General features: G+C 69.2%; 13 protein-coding genes. 11 read left to right on the top strand and 2 right to left on the bottom strand.

The window, feature by feature from the left end:
* The first annotated feature begins 164 nt into the window (after window positions 1-164).
* From BC793_RS44060 to BC793_RS44020, 8 genes are all read left to right on the top strand, one after another.
* Window positions 165-2,066, top strand: coding sequence for an HSP90 family protein (locus BC793_RS44060; protein ID WP_109602660.1), 1,902 nt, complete (start codon window positions 165-167; stop codon window positions 2,064-2,066).
* Window positions 2,063-5,029, top strand: coding sequence for a tetratricopeptide repeat protein (locus BC793_RS44055; protein ID WP_109602608.1), 2,967 nt, complete (start codon window positions 2,063-2,065; stop codon window positions 5,027-5,029). The genes BC793_RS44060 and BC793_RS44055 overlap by 4 nt, the downstream gene beginning before the upstream one ends.
* Before the next feature lie 32 nt (window positions 5,030-5,061).
* Window positions 5,062-5,667 (top strand): TetR/AcrR family transcriptional regulator, encoded by a 606-nt coding sequence (locus BC793_RS44050; protein WP_109602607.1) that lies wholly within the window; start codon window positions 5,062-5,064, stop codon window positions 5,665-5,667.
* A 223-nt stretch (window positions 5,668-5,890) separates the two neighbouring features.
* Window positions 5,891-7,219 carry an acetyl-CoA carboxylase biotin carboxylase subunit gene (locus tag BC793_RS44045; protein ID WP_109602606.1) on the top strand — a complete coding sequence of 443 codons (1,329 nt, stop codon included), beginning with the start codon at window positions 5,891-5,893 and terminating at the stop codon, window positions 7,217-7,219.
* Entirely contained in the window at window positions 7,216-8,094 is an 879-nt protein-coding gene (locus BC793_RS44040) for a hydroxymethylglutaryl-CoA lyase (RefSeq protein ID WP_109602605.1), read from the top strand. Before BC793_RS44045 ends, BC793_RS44040 begins: the two co-directional genes overlap by 4 nt.
* Window positions 8,095-8,847: 753 nt before the next feature.
* On the top strand, window positions 8,848-9,969 hold the full coding sequence (locus BC793_RS44030) for a hypothetical protein (RefSeq protein WP_109602603.1): 1,122 nt from the start codon (window positions 8,848-8,850) through the stop codon (window positions 9,967-9,969).
* A 225-nt stretch (window positions 9,970-10,194) separates the two neighbouring features.
* Window positions 10,195-11,718, top strand: coding sequence for an acyl-CoA carboxylase subunit beta (locus BC793_RS44025; RefSeq protein WP_109602602.1), 1,524 nt, complete (start codon window positions 10,195-10,197; stop codon window positions 11,716-11,718).
* A 12-nt stretch (window positions 11,719-11,730) separates the two neighbouring features.
* The gene (locus tag BC793_RS44020) at window positions 11,731-12,888 is read left to right on the top strand and encodes an acyl-CoA dehydrogenase family protein (protein ID WP_109602601.1); all 1,158 of its coding nucleotides are present in this window, start codon (window positions 11,731-11,733) and stop codon (window positions 12,886-12,888) included.
* A gap of 7 nt (window positions 12,889-12,895) precedes the next feature.
* Here BC793_RS44020 and BC793_RS44015 read toward each other — a convergent pair whose 3' ends face one another.
* On the bottom strand, window positions 12,896-13,384 hold the full coding sequence (locus tag BC793_RS44015; protein WP_109602600.1) for a MarR family winged helix-turn-helix transcriptional regulator: 489 nt from the start codon (window positions 13,382-13,384) through the stop codon (window positions 12,896-12,898).
* Window positions 13,385-13,485: 101 nt separating this feature from the next.
* Between BC793_RS44015 and BC793_RS44010 the strand changes: the two genes are divergently transcribed.
* Together BC793_RS44010 and BC793_RS44005 are read left to right on the top strand one after the other, a co-directional pair.
* A complete protein-coding gene (locus BC793_RS44010) occupies window positions 13,486-14,058 on the top strand; it encodes a YceI family protein (RefSeq protein ID WP_109602599.1) in 573 nt (190 codons plus the stop codon).
* 159 nt (window positions 14,059-14,217) lie between these two features.
* Entirely contained in the window at window positions 14,218-15,690 is a 1,473-nt protein-coding gene (locus BC793_RS44005) for a glutamate-cysteine ligase family protein (protein WP_109602598.1), read from the top strand.
* A 12-nt stretch (window positions 15,691-15,702) separates the two neighbouring features.
* On the opposite strand, the gene BC793_RS44000 is transcribed toward BC793_RS44005, so the two are convergent.
* Window positions 15,703-16,926: a Hansenula MRAKII killer toxin-resistant protein 1 gene (locus BC793_RS44000; protein ID WP_109602597.1), complete on the bottom strand. Its 1,224-nt coding sequence runs from the start codon at window positions 16,924-16,926 to the stop codon at window positions 15,703-15,705.
* A gap of 133 nt (window positions 16,927-17,059) precedes the next feature.
* Here BC793_RS44000 and BC793_RS43995 point away from each other — a divergent pair, with 133 nt between their 5' ends.
* Window positions 17,060-17,710 carry a PASTA domain-containing protein gene (locus BC793_RS43995; protein ID WP_109602596.1) on the top strand — a complete coding sequence of 217 codons (651 nt, stop codon included), beginning with the start codon at window positions 17,060-17,062 and terminating at the stop codon, window positions 17,708-17,710.
* Window positions 17,711-17,801 lie beyond the last annotated feature (91 nt).

Raw genomic sequence — 17,801 nt, 5'->3', positions numbered from 1 at the left:
CCGGGCAGCTGCGGACGGGGCAGCCGGTGCCGATTGCGGCGGCGCGCCTGGGTGACCGGGCCGACGGGGGTTGTCGCGGTCGGCACCCGGCAAGATCCATCCGCCGAGGCTCACCGAGTGATATCGGTCGGATTTTGTCGGTGGTAACCGGTACCGTGCCGCGCGTGAGCAACACGTTCCAGGTCGACCTACGGGGCATTGTCGATCTGCTCAGCCACCACCTCTACGCGAGCCCCCGCGTCTACGTCCGTGAGCTGCTGCAGAACGCCGTCGACGCGATCACCGCGGTCGGCCCCGAGCACTCCGGCGTGATCTCCGTCGTCTCGTCCGACGGCACCGGTGATGGCACTTTGCGGATCGACGACAACGGCATCGGCCTGACCGAGGCGCAGGTGCACGAGCTGCTCGCCACCATCGGGCGCAGTTCGAAACGGGACGAGCTGGGGTTCGCCCGGCACGAGTTCCTCGGGCAGTTCGGCATCGGCCTCCTCTCCTGCTTCCTGGTCGCCGACGAGATCCGGGTGCACACCCGCCGCGAGGGCGCCGCCCCGGTGCTCTGGACCGGCTTCTCCGACGGGCGCTATGCGGTCCGCCCCGGCGACGAGCGGGAGCCGGGCACCACGGTCACCCTGCTGCCCCGCCGGGGAGCCGAGCATTACCTGACCGGTGAGACGGTGACCGACCTGGCACGTACGTATGGGTCGTTGTTGCCCGTCACGGTGTCGGTAGACGGCCGGAAGGTCACCACCGGCACGGTGCCGTGGGAGCTGCCCACCGAGTCCCGCCTCAGTTATGCCGAGCGGACTCTCGGGTTCCGCCCGTTCGACGTGATCGAGCTGAACGTGCCCGCGGCCGGCCTGACCGGCGCCGCGTTCGTGCTGCCGACCCCGGTCAACCCCGCGAGTCGCGGCGGTCACCGTGTCTACCTGAAGCGGATGCTCCTCTCCGAGAGCGTCGAGGGCCTGCTGCCCGAGTGGGCGTTCTTCGCCCGTTGCGTCGTGGACAGCACCGAGTTGCGTCCCACCGCGAGCCGGGAGGCGCTCTACGACGACGGCATGCTGGCCGAGACCCGGGAGGCTATCGCCGACCAGCTGCGCGGCTGGCTGGTGCGGTTGTCGGCGACCGATCCGCGTCGGCTCGGCGAGTTCCTGAGCATCCACCATCTCGGTGTGAAGGCTCTGGCGCTGCACGACGACGAGATGTTGCGCCTGGTCGAGCAGTGGTACCCGATGCAGACGAACATGGGCGAGGTCACGCTGGCCGAGTTCCGCGCCCGGTACGGCATGTTGCGCTATGCGGCCACCGCCGACGAGTTCCGGCAGCTCGCGGGGGTTGCGGCGGCACAGGACCTGGGCCTGATCAACGGCGGTTACGTCTACGACGCCGAGCTGATCCAGCGGCTGGCGGCCCTCGATCCGGAGGTCCACGCGGAACGCCTTGACCCGACCGACCTGACAACGCGCTTCACCACTGTGGACGCACAGGCCGAGTTGCAGATGCGCCCGTTCCTGGCGGCCGCGCAGCGCCGGCTGGACAGGCTCGGCTGCGAGGTCGTGGTGCGCGCCTTCGACCCGGTGACGACACCGGCGCTCTACCTGGTCAGCCGGGCGGCGGCGTTCCGCGACGAGTTCACGGCGAGCCGTGATCAGGCCGACGACCTGTGGGGAGGAGTGCTGGACGCACTGTCCCGGACGGTGCCCACCGATCGGCCACAGCTGGTACTGAACCACCGCAATCCGCTGGTCCGCCGGGTGGCCGCGCTCGGCGACGCCGAACTGTCCGGCCTGGCGGTCGAGTCGCTGTACGGCCAGGCGCTGCTGCTCGGCCACCACCCGATCCGCCCGGCCGACGCGGCCCTGCTGACCACATCGTTCCTGGGCCTGCTCGACCGGGCGGTCCCCGGCCAGACCGGCACAGAGCCATCCGGCCGCGGCCCGGGCGACCAGACCGGGAGCGGCACGGGGAACCAGACCGGGAGCGGCTCGGGTGACCAGACCACCGGGCGCGGCACGGGGGAACAGACCGGCCGGAACACCGGGGAACAGGACGGGGAGGAGACCCGATGAAGACTGCTCCGGAACTCTGGGGCCTGCTCGGCGAGGCACAGCAGCTGCCCTACGGCGCCGCCCAGATCGCCCTGATCGACCAGGTGCTCCGGCACGTGGACACGACCGATGACGCGGCGCTCAAGTTCTCCGCCCGCCTGTATGCGACGACCGCCTACATCTACGGCGGCGAGCCGGTGCGGGCGTTCCCGACGTTCTCCTGGTGCGTAGCCGACTTCGACCGCAATCCGAGCCCGTACCACGAGCGGTGGATGCACAACCTGCTGTGGCTGTTCAAGAACATGGTCCACTCGATGACCAGGTTCCCGGAACTGCCGCTGGAACGGGCGTATGCGGTGCTCGACGACATGGAACGGCGTTACCGGGAGAGCGGTCACGGCCTGCAGCCCGTCTACAAGCACCGCTACCTGGTGGCCCAGCACGTGGGGCTGACCGACGAGGCGGCCGACTGGTTCCGCAAGTGGCAGGCCGCTCCGCGCAACCCGCTGTCCGACTGTGCGGGTTGTGATCCGACGAGCCTGGTCAACCACCTTGCCGCAGAGGGGCGCTTCGAGGAGGCCGTCGAGCTGGCGACACCGGTGCTCGCCGGTGACCTGTCGTGCAGCGAGCAGCCGCAGAGCATCCTGAGCGAGCTGATGGTGGTCTATCTCAAGACGGGCCGGCTCCAGGAGGCGGCGGACGCGCACCGGCGTTCGTACCTGGTCGAACGGAACAATCTGGCTGATCTGTGGGGCATCGGTGACCACATCGACTTCTGCGCGCGGACCGGCAACGAGCACCGTGGCCTGGAGATCCTGCAGCGGCACATCGACTGGCTGGACCGGGCGCCCTCACCTGCCGCGGCGATGAACTTCGCGGCCTGCGCGGTGCAGTTGTTGCGCCGGATCACCGCGATCGGGCACGGCGACTCCCCGGTTCGGCGGGCGGGCCGGCCGGACACACCGGCCGCCGAGCTGGCCGTCGAGCTGGAGACGTTCGCGACCGACCTCGCGGCCCGGTTCGACGCCCGTAACGGCACCGGCCACCAGAGCGAGGTGATCCGGGAGCGGATGTCCGCCGAGCCGTACGGGGTGGAGGTTCCGCTGTCTCCGACGGCCCGGCGGGTGCCGGTCGGGACGCCGGAGCCGGTCCGTCGGGAGGAGCCGGTGGTCACGATCGACGAGGCGGCGACGCCTGCGGAGCTGATCGATCTGGCGGAGCAGCACTACCGGGAAGACCAGGGTGATGCACTCCGGGCGGTTCTGGCGGCCTACGACGCCCGGCATGACGACCCGGGCGATCCGTCGCTGGCCGGCCGTCTGTGGACGCTGCGTGGGTTCGTCCTGCCCGATGACGCGGTCGAGGGGACGGCGGCGGCGTGGGAGCGGGCGGCAGACCTGTTCACCGAGGCCGGCGACACCGCACGGGCGAGTGCGGTGCGTGCCCGGCTAGCGCTGTACCGGGCGCGGGACGGTGAGCCGAGTGCCGAGTTGCTGCCCGTGCTCGACGCGGATGTGGCTGTGCAGGAGGAGCTCGGTGACCCGGGGAGCCGGGCGAGTGCACTGATCCGCCTGTCGCAGGCTTACCGGCTGCTCGACCGTCTGGATGACGCGAACGAGGTGGGTGACCGCGCGGACCGGGTGGCTGCGGAGACCGGTGACCAGCGGCGTATGGCGCATCACGCGATGGTCCGGGCGCAGAACCGGGCGATGGCGGGCCGGAGCGAGGAGGCGATCGAGGCGGCCCGGTCGGCGTGGGTGTTCTACCGCGAGCACGGCCCGATCCGGGAGACCGCCGAGGCCGGCATGGTTCTCGGCCAGCTCACCGACGATCCGGAGGAGGCGGTCACCGCGCTCGGTGTGCCGCTGGCATTCGGTCTGGAGGGTGCACAACTGCCGGTCCGGGTCACCCGGGGCCGAGCGTTGATGCGACTGGACCGCGCAGCCGAGGCGATCGACGACCTCGTCGAAGCAGTCGCCCTCTGCGCCGAGCAGGGCCAAGCCGCACGCGACCAAGCCGCACCGGGCCAAGCCGCACGCGACCAAGCCGCACGCGACCAAGCCGCACGCGACCAAGCCGCCCCGGGCGAAGCCGCATCCAGCCAAGCCGCATCCGGCCAAGCCACATCCGCAAAGGTCGAAAAGGCCGAGAAGGCTGGGGAAAACGGCGAAGACGAGATCGCGTGGATCGCGCCCGGATTGTTCGTCAGGCAGGAGCTGGCGCAGGCCTATCACCAGGCGAACCGTCCGGTTGAGGCCGCCGAGGTGGCGGAGGAGGCCCTGCTCGGTTTCGAACGGCTCGGCTTCGACGAGCCGGCCGCCGACACCCGCTTCCTGCTGGCCGCCGTCTACCGGGATCTACAGGACACCGATCGGGCGCTGAAGATCTACCACGACCTGATCGAGCAGTTGGACGGCAATCCGGCCGGCCGTGGCCAGGTCGGTGAGCAGGCCGGTCAGCTGCTCTACGACGTGGACCGGGACAGCGAGGCGGCACTGACCTTCCGGGCGGCGGCCGAGGCTCTGCGTGATGCCGGTGACCTGGTCGGTGAGCTGCGTGTGCTGCGTAAAAGGCTGATGGCGCTGAACTACGCCGACGAGGTGCCGGAGGCGGAGGAGGTCATCGAGCTGGCCACCCGGCGTTATGCCGAGCTGCCGGCCGAATCGGCCGCGGAGCCGGGGGTGATCTGGGGCCGGTCGGTCTTCGCTTTCGAGATCGGCAACCTGCTGATGCGCCGTGGCCGCTATGCGGAGGCCCTGCCACACCTGTACGGTGCGCCGGAACGCCTTCGTGAGATCGGCGCCGTCGACGATGCCGACCGGTTGGACGGCATGCTCGCCGAGGCGCTGCTGCGGTCGGGTTCGCCGAAGGAGGCGGAGCGGATCCTCGGTGCTCTGCTGAAGCGGATGCGACCGGACGCTCCGACCAGAGACCTGGCGAGTGAGCTTTACGACGAGGTCCTCCATCGGCTGAACGACCGTTAAGCAACCCCTTGACGACGGGTTACAGTTGCGAGGTGACGACGGTAGATCAGCGGCATCGGACCACCCCGCCGGCGCCGAGGCGGCGGTCGCGCCGCGACGAGATTCTGGAGATCGCCGTGGGGCTGTTCGCGTCCCGCGGCTACCACGGTGTGTCGATGGACGACATCGGCTCGGCTGCCGGCGTCACCGGCCCGGCGCTCTATCACCACTTCGCCGGCAAGGAGGCGATGCTGGTGGCCGCGCTGATCCCGGTCAGCGAGGGCCTGCTGGCGGGTGGCAAGGAGCGTGTCGCCCGGCATCCGGACGATGCGAAGGCCGCACTGGCCGATCTGATCGACTTCCATGTCGACTTCGCGCTGGCCAACCCCGCGGTGATCGCTCTGCACCTGCATGAGCTGGATCGGCTGCCGGAGGATCCGCGCCGGCAGATCCGGCGGCTCCAGCGGCTCTATGTCGAGGAGTGGGTGAGCGTGCTGTCCCGGGTGCGCCCGGAGTTGCCCGCTCCGGAGGCCCGGGTGCTCGCCCATGCCGCGTTCGGCCTGATGAACTCGACGCCCTTCCTGGGCGGCGAGGTCGACCGGGTGCGCCGCGCGGCGCTGCTCCGTGACGCGACGATCCATGCGCTGATCGGCCATTGACCCCGGCGACGCGACGATCCATGCGTTGATCGGCCACTGGCCTCCGCGAGGCGGCGATCCATGCGCTGATCGGCCACTGACCTCGGCGAAGCGCCGATCAGGCGCTGATCGATCAGATGCCCTTCACAAAAGCTGATCGACCAGATCCACTTCACAAAAACCGCACAACAGAATAAAAAGGGTAAGCGCCCACAAGGCAGCCTGACCCCAACGGAGAGCACTCATGATCGAGTCCCTGCTCATCGCCAACCGTGGCGAGATCGCCCGGCGGATCATCCGTACCGCCAAGCGTCTCGGCATCCGTACCATCGCCGTCCATTCCGATGTGGACGCCGACATGCCGTTCGTCCTGGAAGCGGACGAGGCGGTGTGTATCGGCCCCGCCAACCCGGCCCAGAGCTACCGCAACACCGAGGCGATTCTCGCCGCCGCCAAGTCGACCGGCGCTCAAGCCGTGCACCCCGGCTACGGCTTCCTGAGTGAGAATGCCGACTTCGCCCGTACCGTCGAAGCGAATGGCCTGGTGTGGGTCGGACCCGGCGCCGACGCGATCACCGCGATGGGCGACAAGATCAATGCTCGGAATCTGATGGCCGCGGCCGGCGTGCCGGTCGCACCCGGATCGCCGGATCCGGCCGACAGTGTCGAGGCCGCCCGGGCGGCGGCCGAAGCGATCGGCTTCCCGGTGATGGTGAAGGCCGCCGCGGGCGGCGGCGGGATGGGCATGGCCGTCGCCGAGACCGACGAGCAGCTGATCAAGGAGTACGAGAAGGTCCGCACCTTCGCGGAGCGGATGTTCGGCAGCGGCGACGTGCTGATCGAGCGGTACTTCCCCCGGGTCAGGCACGTGGAGGTGCAGATCCTCGGCCTGGCCGACGGCCGGGTGATCGCCCTCTCCGAGCGGGAGTGTTCGGTCCAGCGCCGCAATCAGAAGCTGGTCGAGGAGGCCCCGTCCCCGGCGGTGAGCCCTGAGCTGCGCGATCGGATGAAAGAAGCCGCCATCAAGGCCGGCGAAGCGGTCAACTACCGCAACGCGGGCACTGTGGAGTGTCTGCTGGATCCGGCGACCGGCGAGTTCTTCTTCCTGGAGATGAACACGCGTCTGCAGGTCGAGCACCCGATCACCGAGCTGATCCACGGCATCGACCTGGTCGAGGCGCAGCTGCGGATCGCCTCCGGTGAGGAGGTGCCCGTCGTAGAAGGACAGAACGGGCATGCGATCGAGCTGCGCGTCAACGCCGAGGACCCGAAGCGTTTCTTCCCCGGCCCCGGCAAGATCACCACGTGGGTCGAGCCGGCCGGTGACGGGATCCGTGTCGACTCGGGCTATACCGCGGGCAACACGGTCAGCCAGAACTACGACTCCCTGATGGCGAAGCTGATCGTCTTCGGCACCGACCGGGACGACGCGATCGCCAAGGCGCGTGCCGCGGTGGCCGGCTTCGAGATCGCCGGTCCCAAGAACAATCTGCCGTTCTTCGCCGAGCTGCTGGAGAACCCGGAGTTCCTCGCCGGCGACTACGACACCGGCATCGTCGGGAGGATGCGATGACCACGGTGTCGATCCGCGAGGTCGGTCCGCGGGACGGCCTCCAGAACGAGGATCCGGTGGCCACCGAGGCGAAGATCCGGCTGCTGGACGCGCTCAGCCGTACCGGTGTGGGGCGGATCGAGGCGGTCTCGTTCGTCCACCCGAAGGCCATTCCGCAGATGGCCGACGCCGACGAGGTGTGGGCGGCTGCCTGGCGCAACCCCGACGTGCGTTACTCGGCGCTGATCCCCAACAGCCGCGGTGCCCAGCGGGCACTCGCCGCCGGATTCCGGGAGATCGAGGTGGTGGTGTCGGCGAGCGACACCCACAACCGGCGCAATCTCAACCGCTCCACCGACGAGTCCCTCGACGACATCGCCCAGCTCATCCCGCTGGTGCACGAGGCCGGCGCGACGCTGGAGGTCATCGTGGCGACCAGCTTCGGCTGCCCCTTCGAGGGCGACATCGATCCGGACCGGGTCGCCGGCATCGTGGCCCGGGTCCGCGCCGACGGCGCGGATCGCATCGCCTTCGGCGACACCACCGGCATGGCGACCCCGCGACGGGTCCGCGATCTCCTCACCGCCGTGCGGCCCGATCTGCTGCACTTCCACAACACCAGGGGTACGGGACTCGCGAACATCCTGACCGCCCTGGACCTGGGCGTGACCGAGTTCGACGCGAGCGTGGGCGGACTGGGCGGCTGCCCGTACGCCCCGGGTGCCTCCGGCAACGTGGCCACCGAGGAGGTCGTCCACATGTTGCACGACATGGGCATCGACACCGGAATAGATCTGGACGCCCTCCTGGAGGCGGCTGTTCTGGCGGAACGCCTGGTAGGGCGCCCGTTACCGTCCGGTGTTCTCCGGGCGGGCCCGCGAACCCGTCTGGTGTGATTCTGCGCGCGATTTTCTATAGCCATTTTCCCGATTTCCCGGCGTGACTTCCGGCTCTTCCGCGTCGTTACCAATACCGAGTGACCAATACCGCCGGAACGGTCATCTATTGACGACGAGGGGAAGATCATGACGGACTGGGAGGCTGAGCGCTTCGAGCGCACGGCACGCCGGTCCGCGGTGAATCCCCACGGCGGCTCCCCGCTCATGCCGTCCCACAGCCAGGGGGCGGAGCGGCGGCCGGAGCGCCGCGCCGGACGCACCGGATCCCGGTGGCGCCGGCGTGCACTCGTCGTCTGTGGGCTGGCCAGGTGTGAACCCGCGGTCGACGGGCTCCTCGAAGCGGCTGTCCAGCCGCCGGAGCCCGAACCGAAGAACCACCTGTTGATTCTCACGACACCGGTGGTACCGCTTGACGAGACCGGCGGCGCGCTGCCGTGTACGGCGTCCGCCTCCCCGCGCACCAGCGGTGGAACGGCGGACGGCCGAGCGCTGCCCGCGCCGTCGGGGCCCGTCGCGGAACCAGTGATCACCTCTGAGCGGATGAACCCCGAACCTGTGGCGTAGTTCCGTCTTTTCCGGGACATGCGATTCCTGAACCGTTTGCGTACAGGCGGCGAATCGTACGAGTGCCCGAGACCTCACCTGATCGCGGTTCATCACCGTCTCGGGCATCACTGTGCCCAAAAACAGAGCAGTCAACTGAATAAGCAAAATCAATGCTGACCATTTGTGAAAGGCTTCTCTTTTCTGATGAAGAAGACTTGGGTTCGTAAGGCTCTGAGTGTCGGAATCCTGGCCGCGGGTGCCCTGTTGCTGGCGCCGGCCGCCATGGCACAGGCCACCGTCGACAAGACCAACCGGGTGGAGAGCATCACCGAGTCCGGCCTCCTCGGTGGCCTGGGCGGGATCAGTGGGCTCTTCGGTAGCGTCAGCCAGGTCAGCTTCAACGACTTCAGCACCATCGACGGCGCTCAGATCGCCCTGCCGGTCTCGATGCCGGTCAGCGGCTGTGGCAGCTCGTTCGCCCTGCTCGGCGCGGGCAGCTCCTACGGCTCGTGCTCCGGCGGCGGCAGCTTCGGCTACGCCAGCCAGGCCGTGCACGCGGTGCAGGCGGTCGAGGTCCCGGTCCGCCAGCAGTTCGTGCGGGCCGACAACTACTCGAGCTGCTCCGCCTACGTGGTCGACAGCGCCTGTGCCGCCGGTGTCGCCGACTACGCTGTCGCGGACTACGGTGTCGTCGACAGCTACGACTACGGCTACGACCAGGTCGACTACGCGGCCTACGACGCCGCCCAGTACGTCGAGCCGGTCGCCATCCCGGTCGACACGTGCGGCAGCTCGCTCGGCATGTACGGCTACGCCGGTGCCTACGGCTCCTGCGGCGGCACCGACGTGGTCTACACCCAGTCGGTGCAGTACGTGGAGCCGATCGTTCCGGTCTACACCGCTACCCCGGCCTACGTCCTCGGTGGCTCTGACTGCGTCCAGGTCTGCGGCGGCGGCAACGCCTACGTCGCCGGCGTCCGGGGTCCGGCCTACGGCCACAACAACGCCTACGCCCCCGGCGTCCGCGGCCAGGGCTACGGCCACAAGGGCCCGAAGCGGCACCGCAACGTCCAGGGTGACGTCCGTGGCGCCCAGGGTTACGACGACAAGGGCGACGTCCGTGGCGCCCAGGGCTACAACGACGTGCAGGACGACAAGGCCGGTTACGACCAGGGCGGCGCCCGCGACGTCGAGATCCCGCTGGTCGACGACGTCACCGGCTACGACCAGGGCAGCGCCCGGGACGCCGAGCGGTTCTCCGCCACCAGCTTCCCCCGCGGTCTGAGCGGCCTGGGCGCCCTGGACCTGCTGGGTGGCCTGCGCTGAATCAGCGCGTGAAAGACCGGGTTGCGCCGGTCCCGGGCGTGACCCGCATCGGTTCGCTTCGGCGCCGATGATCGCCGGCGCTCCTCCACAGCGCCGGTAGCAGTGAAGACGAACGGGAGCCCCCGAGCCACGGGGGCTCCCGTTCGGCATTGCCCGCCGTCCACTTGGTGAGATAACCTAACGCTCGTTAAGTCGACATCGTCGGCTACGGATGCGGAGGCAGGCATGGACGCGGAGGCTCTCGCCGGAGCGCGCAAGCGGGTGCTGGCGGGCGGTGCGGAGCGTTATCACGCCGCCAACGCCGACAAGGGCAAACTCTTCGCCCGCGAGCGGATCGCGCTGCTGGTCGACGAGGGTTCCTTCGTCGAGGACGGACTCTTCGCCAACAGTCTGGCCGACGGGCTGCCCGCGGATGGTGTGATCACCGGAGCCGCCCGGATCGACGGCCGCGACGTGTGCGTGATGGCGAACGACTCGACGGTCAAGGCGGGCTCCTGGGGCGCCCGTACGGTCGAGAAGATCATCCGCATCATCGAGCGCGCCTACCAGCAGAGTGTCCCGATGGTCTACCTGGTCGACTCGGCCGGCGCCCGGATCACCGACCAGGTCGACCTGTTCCCCGGCCGTCGCGGCGCCGGCAAGATCTTCCACACCCAGGTCAAGGCGTCCGGTTCGATCCCGCAGGTCTGCGCGCTGTTCGGGCCGTCGGCCGCCGGTGGGGCGTACATTCCGGCGTTCTGCGACGTCGTCGCGATGGTCGAGGGCAACGCGAGTATGTACCTCGGCTCCGACCGGATGGTCGAGATGGTGACCGGGGAGAAGACGACGCTCGAGGCGATGGGCGGTGCCCGGGTGCACTGCACCGAGTCGGGTGTCGGCCACTTCCTCTGCAAGTCCGAGCGCGAGGCGCTCGACGTGGTCCGGACCTACCTGTCCTACCTCCCGTCGAACTGGACCGCACAGCCGCCGGCGGCCACCGCCGCCAAGCCCGCCGCGGTCGATCTGGCCGCTCTGGTCCCGGCTTCCGAGCGTCAGGCCTTCGACATGCGGAGGTACGTGAAGGGCCTGGTCGACGAGAACTCGTACTTCGAGATCTGGGCGCTGTGGGCCCGTGAGCTGACCGTCGGATTCGCCCGCCTCGACGGCGAGGTGGTCGGCGTGGTCGGTAACAACTCGATGTTCAAGGGCGGTGTGCTGTTCGTCGACTCGGCCGACAAGGCGAGCCGGTTCGTGCAGCTCTGTGACGCCTTCAACGTCCCGCTGCTGTTCCTCACCGATGTGCCCGGCTTCATGGTCGGCACCGCGGTGGAGAAACAGGGCATCATCCGGCACGGGGCCAAGATGATCACCGCGATCTCCGAGGCCACGGTGCCGAAGATCTGCGTGGTGGTTCGTAAGGCGTACGGCGCCGGTCTGTATGCGATGGCCGGTCCCGGTTTCGACCCGGACGCGACGATCGCCCTGCCCACCGCCAAGATCGCGGTGATGGGCGCCGAGGCGGCGGTGAACGCCGTCTATGCCAAGAAGATCGCGGCGATCGAGGACCCGGAGGAACGGGCCGCGTTCGTCGCCGAGCGCCGCGCCGAGTATGAGCGCGACATCGACATCATGCGCCTGGCCAGCGAGCTCGTGGTGGACGCCGTGGTGGAGCCGGGCGACCTGCGGGCCGAGTTGGTGCGACGGTTCTCCGCCGCGCGGGGCCGGGACCGCTCCTTCTCACGGCGCCGGCACGGCGTCAATCCTGTGTAGAGAGAGGCTGAGATGGTCGACTTCCGGCTCGACAAGGAGTACGAGGAGTTGCGCGACAGCGTGCGCCAGTTCGCACGTGAGCAGGTCGCGCCGGTCATCGCCGACCACTACGAGAAGAAGACCTTCCCGTACGAGGTCATTCGCCAGATGGGTGGCATGGGCCTGTTCGGCCTGCCGTTCCCGGAGGAGCACGGCGGGATGGGCGGTGACTACTTCGCGCTCTGCATCGCCTTGGAGGAACTGGCCAGGGTGGACAGTTCGGTCGCCATCACCCTGGAGGCGGCCGTCTCGCTGGGTGCCATGCCGATCTACCGGTTCGGCACCGATGAGCAGCGCAGAGAGTGGCTGCCCCGGTTGACCAGCGGTGAGGCGCTCGCCGCGTTCGGGCTGACCGAGCCGGGTGCCGGTTCGGACGCGTCCGGCACGCTGACCCGGGCGGTGCTGGACGAGAGCATGAACGAATGGGTGATCAACGGGACGAAGGCGTTCATCACGAACTCCGGCACCGACATCACCTGCCTGGTCAACGTCATGGCGGTGACGGGCACCAACCCGGACGGCAGCAAGGAGCTGTCGACGATCATCGTGCCCTCGGGGACGCCCGGTTTCACGGTTGCGCCGGGATATTCGAAGGTCGGCTGGTGCGCGTCGGACACCCACGAGTTGTCCTTCGACGACGTCCGGGTGCCGGCCGCCAACCTGCTCGGCGAGCGCGGCCGCGGGTACGCCCAGTTCCTGCGGATCCTCGACGAGGGCCGGATCGCGATCGCGGCGCTGTCGGTCGGGCTGGCCCAGGGCTGCGTCGACGAGTCGATCACCTATGCGAAGAACCGCAACGCGTTCGGCCACCCGATCAGTGACTACCAGGCGGTCAAGTTCCTCATCGCGGACATGGATCTGCGTGCGCACACGGCGCGGCTCGGCTACTACGACGCGGCGGCCCGGATGCTGGCCGGTGAGGACTTCAAGCGGTATGCGGCCATCGCCAAGCTGAACGCCAGCAACGCCGCCATGGAGAACAGCCGGTGGGCCACCCAGGTGCACGGCGGGTACGGGTTCATGAACGAGTCGGCGGTCGGCCGCTTCTACCGGGACGCGAAGATCCTCGAGGTCGGCGAGGGCACCTCCGAGGTGCAGCGCATGCTCATCGCCCGGGGCCTCGGGCTGTAGACCTGTCCTACGCGGCGGGCAGTGCGGTTTCCGCGCTGCCCGCCGTCGCGCATGGGTTGACCGCGTCGCGGATCGTGCGCAGCGAGTCGAGCAGCTCAGTGAGCTTCGTCTCGGGGAGCAATCCCACATACCACCTCTGGACCAGCTCCAGGTGGCCCGGCAGGACGTCGGCGAGACGCTGCATCCCGGAGTCGGTGATCACGGCGTAGGAGCTGCGCCGGTCGCTCGGGCAGGCCTCCCGCCGGACCAGGCCGGTGCGCTCCATGCGGTCGACGACCCGGGTCACGCCACTCGTGGAAAGTGTGGTCTGACCAGCCAGATCGGTCATCCGCAGGTGGTTGCCGGGGGACCGGGCCAGTCGCATCAGCACCTCGAACTCCACCTGGGAGAGGCGGTGCTCCTCGAACTGCGCGGCGAGCCGGTTCATCAATCCCGTGTACGCCTCAGCGAGCAGGCCGACTGCGGTGAGGCGGGGGTCGTCCAGGTCCTTGTTCACGGGGTGAACTCTACCAGGCACTTGACAGGAGGAATATTGCCGAGCATATAGTTGCTCCGTCAGACAAGCATCCCCACAGAGCTTCGAAAGAAGGCAGTGTCATGACCGTCAGCACCCGTGCGTTCGAAGGCCTCCAGATCCCCGCCGCCGGCACCTACGAGCTGGACGCGGCGCACAAGCGGGTCGGGTTCGTGGTCAAGCACCTCATGGTCAGCAAGGTCCGCGGTCAGTTCGCCGAGGCAAGCGCCACCATCGTGGTCGGAGAGAATCCGCTCGACTCCGCGGTCACCGCCTCGATCAAGACGGCGAGTGTCGAGACCGGCCAGGTCGACCGGGACAACCACCTGCGCACCGGCGACTTCTTCGAGGCCGAGAAGTACCCGACGATGGAGTACCGGAGCACCCGCGTGAAGTCGCACGCCGGCGCCGAGTTCGTCCTCGAGGGTGAGCTCACCATCAAGGACGTGACGCGGCCGGTCGAGCTGATCGTCGAGTTCGAGGGCGCCACCACCAGCCCGTACGGGCAGCACCTCTTCGGCTTCAGCGCGCACACCGAGATCGACCGTGAGGACTGGGGCCTGACCTACAACATGGCCCTGGAAGCCGGTGGCGTGATGATCGGCAAGAAGGTCAAGATCGAGATCGAGGGCGAGGCCATCCTCCAGCAGGGCTGATCCCTCCACTGTCGAGAGCGCCGTCCGGGGTCCCGGGCGGCGCTTTTCGAATCTCTGGCGGTCCACAGCGCAAGATGGCAGGGTGAACCGAACGCATGCGTTCGTTCACAGAGCGGTGATCGACGTCCGGTTCGTCCTCAGCCGTCCCCGGGAGGGATCATGGGCAAGGATCTGGTGGCCGCCGCCTTCTCGCCGCATGACCGGGTCGTCTTCCGCCGGAAGGTGCGCCGCTGCCTGGACGTGCTGGCCGACATGCTCGGCACCGTGCCGTTCCAGGCCGACGGCCCGACCGCCGGCCTGGAGATCGAGATCAACCTGGTCGACGCGGACGCCGCCCCGGCCATGCGCAACGCCGAGGTGCTCGCCGACCTCGGCGATCCCCGCTTCCAGCCCGAGCTGGGTCGCTTCAATCTGGAACTCAACGTCCCGCCCCGGCCGCTGTCCGGCGACGGCCTGGGCGAATTCGAGCAGGACATCCTGGGGGCCCTGCTCGGCGCCACCGAGTGCGCCGGCAAGGACGAGTGCCGGCTGGTGCTGGTCGGCATGCTGCCCACCCTCACCCAGGACCACGTGGTGCTGGCCAACCTCTCCGACAACGAGCGCTTCCGGGCCCTGGACGCCGAGATCGCCGGCGCCCGCGGCGACGACTTCCGCATCGACATCCGCGGTGCCGAACGCCTCATCACCAGCAGCGACACCATCGCGCCGGAAGCGTCGTGCACCAGTACCCAGTTCCACATCCAGGTCGCACCGGACGATTTCGCCCGTTACTGGAACGCCTCGCAGGCGATCGCCGGCATACAGCTCGCGCTCGGCGCCAACTCGCCCTTCCTCTACGGCCGGCGGCTCTGGGCGGAGACCCGGATCCCGTTCTTCGAGCAGGCCACCGACGCCCGGCCGGACGAGTTCAGCGCGCAGGGCGTACGTCCCCGGGTGTGGTTCGGTGATCGCTGGATCGACTCGATCCTGGACCTCTACGAGGAGAATGTCCGATATTTTCCACCGCTGCTGCCGGAGCTCAACGAGGAGGATCCGGTCGCGGTCCGCGACGCCGGAAAGATCCCGCATCTGTACGAGCTACGCATGCACAACGGCACCGTCTACCGCTGGAACCGTCCGGTCTACGACGTCTCCGGTGGGCGGCCCCACGTGCGGGTGGAGAACCGGGTGCTGCCCTCCGGCCCGACCGTCGCCGACCTGGTCGCCAACGCCGCGCTCTACTTCGGACTCGTCCGCAGGCTCGCCGAGGACGATCCGCCGATCTGGTCCCGACTCGGCTTCGCCGCCGCCGAGGCGAACTTCCGGGCCGGTGCCCGCGACGGCATGGAGGCCTTCCTGACCTGGCCCGGAGTGGGCGAAGTGCCGGTCAGCACCCTGATGCTCGACGTGCTGCTGCCACACGCGTACGCCGGTCTCGATCTGTTGGGCGTGTGCCCCACTCAGCGTGACCGATTCCTCGGCATCATCGAGGGTCGCTGCCGCACCGGACGGAACGGGGCGACCTGGCAGACCGCCGCGGTCCGGGCCGCCGAGGAGCGCGGCCTGGACCGTCCGGCGGCGCTGCGCGAGATGACCCAGCGCTACCTCGACCACCAGCAGACCAACGAGCCGGTGCACACCTGGCCCTGCTGAGCGCCGGGCGGGTCACTTGCCGGTCGGCGGCTTGTCCGGGTTGATCCGGGCCACGGTCGGGTTCGCCGGCGGCGGTGTGATCGTGGGACGCGGCGGCTCGCCGTTACCGTTCTTCCGCTTCGCCGGGGGCCGCCCGCCGGGTCGCACGGCCGCGGCGATCTCCGGGTCGACGACGGGCGCCGGGGTGGCCGGTTTCGGCGGAACGGTGGCCCGCTGTGTGGGCGTCGCGCGCCCGGAAGCCCTGTCCTTCACGGGCTCGGCCGCCGCTGGGGGCTTCTCCGGGGCCTTCGACTGCTCGGACAACCTCGGTTGCACCACCGTCCGCGGCGGCTCCGCCGCCGCGAGTGCGGGCTGCTCTCTCCGCTCCAGGCGGCTGCGCCGGCCCTTCACGATGCCCACGGTCAGCGCCGAGCCGCCGAGCCCGGCCAGCACGGCATAGGGGGCGATGAGGTACGCCGACTCGATCGGCCCCATCGCCTCGGTCAACAGTGGAGCGAGAGTGAGAAACGAGAACGCCACCAGCAGTGGCCCGACCGCGCCGGAGATCGCCGTACCGAGGCCGAGCTCGCCCCGCCACGCCGCCGGGACGGCCGCGACCAGGCCGATGCCGAACGCCGCGATCAGGGTCAGCAGGGCGCTCGGCCAGTAGATCCCGCCATACTGCACCGGGCTGACCGACTCGGCGAACTGCCAGCTGGTCAGATAGGTGGCGAAATCGCGCCCGGTGACCAACTCGGCCACCACACCGGCGATCGCCAGTGCCCACAGCCACACCGCGGTCCCGATCAGATTGGCGGCGACCGGCCCGGACGAGACCGCCCAGAACGCCACCACCAGTCCGGCGAGCAGACCGGCCGTCGCATAGCCGGCAGCGACCGCCTGCGGTGACAGGGAGCCGGGACGGACCGCGTCCCGGGCAGGCAACGCGACCAGGGCGACGATCACCAGCGCGCCCAGCGCGGCCGACGCCGCCAGCGCGAACCGCCACAGCCCACGCCAGCGATCCGAGCGCTCGGCACGCAGCCGGCCGGCGATGACCGCCCCGAGAACCGTCGCACTCGCCGTGATCCACGCGGCCCAGCCGAGGCTGCCCAGCCAGACGCTGTCCGCCTCGGTCGCGCTCACCGGCCAGGCGATCACACCCAGCCCGTAGCCCAGACCCAGTTGTGCGGCCCCGGCACCGGCGGCGATCCCGGCCGCGGTGGCAGCCTGTGTTGTCCAGCCCTTCTCGGCCATGTCGGGCACTGTACTGCTCACCGCCGATGTCTGGGAAATGCGCTTTACGCTGGTGGAAACCGTCCTGACCGAGCAAGATTCGATACCTTGACGCTGCGGCGATCGCGGATGTACGGAGCGGAAGGAACCGGTGATGCCCGAGGAGCACGATCCGGACCCGACGGGCGATCGTCCTGAGTCAGGCGATCGCGACCGTGACGTGTGGACCGGCCGGGCCGGAGTCCGTCCCTACGGCGCGGTGCCACGCAGTGAGTACGACCAGGACGGTGACTGGGCCGACCCGAACCAGGTGGAACCGTCCGGGCGCTGGTGGACACCGATCGCGGTCGGCAGCATCTCGGTGGTGCTGCTCGTCCTGCTCGGCTTCGGCGTCATGGTGATCGTGCAGAGCATCGGTGACGACGTGGACACGCCCGAGGCCACGCCGACGGCCGGTCAGCTGCCGGGCGGGACGGAGGCGGGCGTCACCACCCCGACGGTGACCACCCCGGTGAGCACCCCGCCGACGACCGATGCGGCCGATCAGGAGGTGAACGTGCCGGCGCTGCGGGGGATGCCCCTCATCGACGCGCAGGCGGCGCTGGAGCGTACCGGTCTGGGCTGGCGGGTGATCCGCCGGGAGAGTGACGCCGAACCGGATACGGTGATCGACTGCGACCCCGCGGAGGGACAGCAGGTGCCGTCGGACACCCGGGTGACCCTGATCGTCGCGTCGGCGAGGGCGGGCGCGCCGACGACGTCGGCGCCCGTGAATACCACGCCCTCGAACGGCGCCACCCGCTAAGCACGTAAGCAGAGGTTCTGCACGTAACGGCTCCGGCTGGAACATGCTCGGTTAGAAGGACATAGCGATAGAAAAGCCTCGTCGTGGGTTC

This window comes from Actinoplanes xinjiangensis, from assembly GCF_003148685.1.
GTDB lineage: Bacteria > Actinomycetota > Actinomycetes > Mycobacteriales > Micromonosporaceae > Actinoplanes > Actinoplanes xinjiangensis.
This window is presented reverse-complemented; position numbering and strand designations above follow the sequence as displayed.

What these genes read in the sequence shown, in the direction of transcription:
- BC793_RS44055 (WP_109602608.1), top strand. Translation starts at nt 2,063, where the DNA reads ATGAAGACTGCTCCGGAACTCTGGGGCCTGCTCGGCGAGGCACAGCAG.
- BC793_RS44045 (WP_109602606.1), top strand. Translation starts at nt 5,891, where the DNA reads ATGATCGAGTCCCTGCTCATCGCCAACCGTGGCGAGATCGCCCGGCGG.
- BC793_RS44040 (WP_109602605.1), top strand. Translation starts at nt 7,216, where the DNA reads ATGACCACGGTGTCGATCCGCGAGGTCGGTCCGCGGGACGGCCTCCAG.
- BC793_RS44030 (WP_109602603.1), top strand. Translation starts at nt 8,848, where the DNA reads ATGAAGAAGACTTGGGTTCGTAAGGCTCTGAGTGTCGGAATCCTGGCC.
- BC793_RS44025 (WP_109602602.1), top strand. Translation starts at nt 10,195, where the DNA reads ATGGACGCGGAGGCTCTCGCCGGAGCGCGCAAGCGGGTGCTGGCGGGC.
- BC793_RS44020 (WP_109602601.1), top strand. Translation starts at nt 11,731, where the DNA reads ATGGTCGACTTCCGGCTCGACAAGGAGTACGAGGAGTTGCGCGACAGC.
- BC793_RS44010 (WP_109602599.1), top strand. Translation starts at nt 13,486, where the DNA reads ATGACCGTCAGCACCCGTGCGTTCGAAGGCCTCCAGATCCCCGCCGCC.
- BC793_RS44005 (WP_109602598.1), top strand. Translation starts at nt 14,218, where the DNA reads ATGGGCAAGGATCTGGTGGCCGCCGCCTTCTCGCCGCATGACCGGGTC.
- BC793_RS44000 (WP_109602597.1), bottom strand. Translation starts at nt 16,926, where the DNA reads ATGGCCGAGAAGGGCTGGACAACACAGGCTGCCACCGCGGCCGGGATC.
- BC793_RS43995 (WP_109602596.1), top strand. Translation starts at nt 17,060, where the DNA reads ATGCCCGAGGAGCACGATCCGGACCCGACGGGCGATCGTCCTGAGTCA.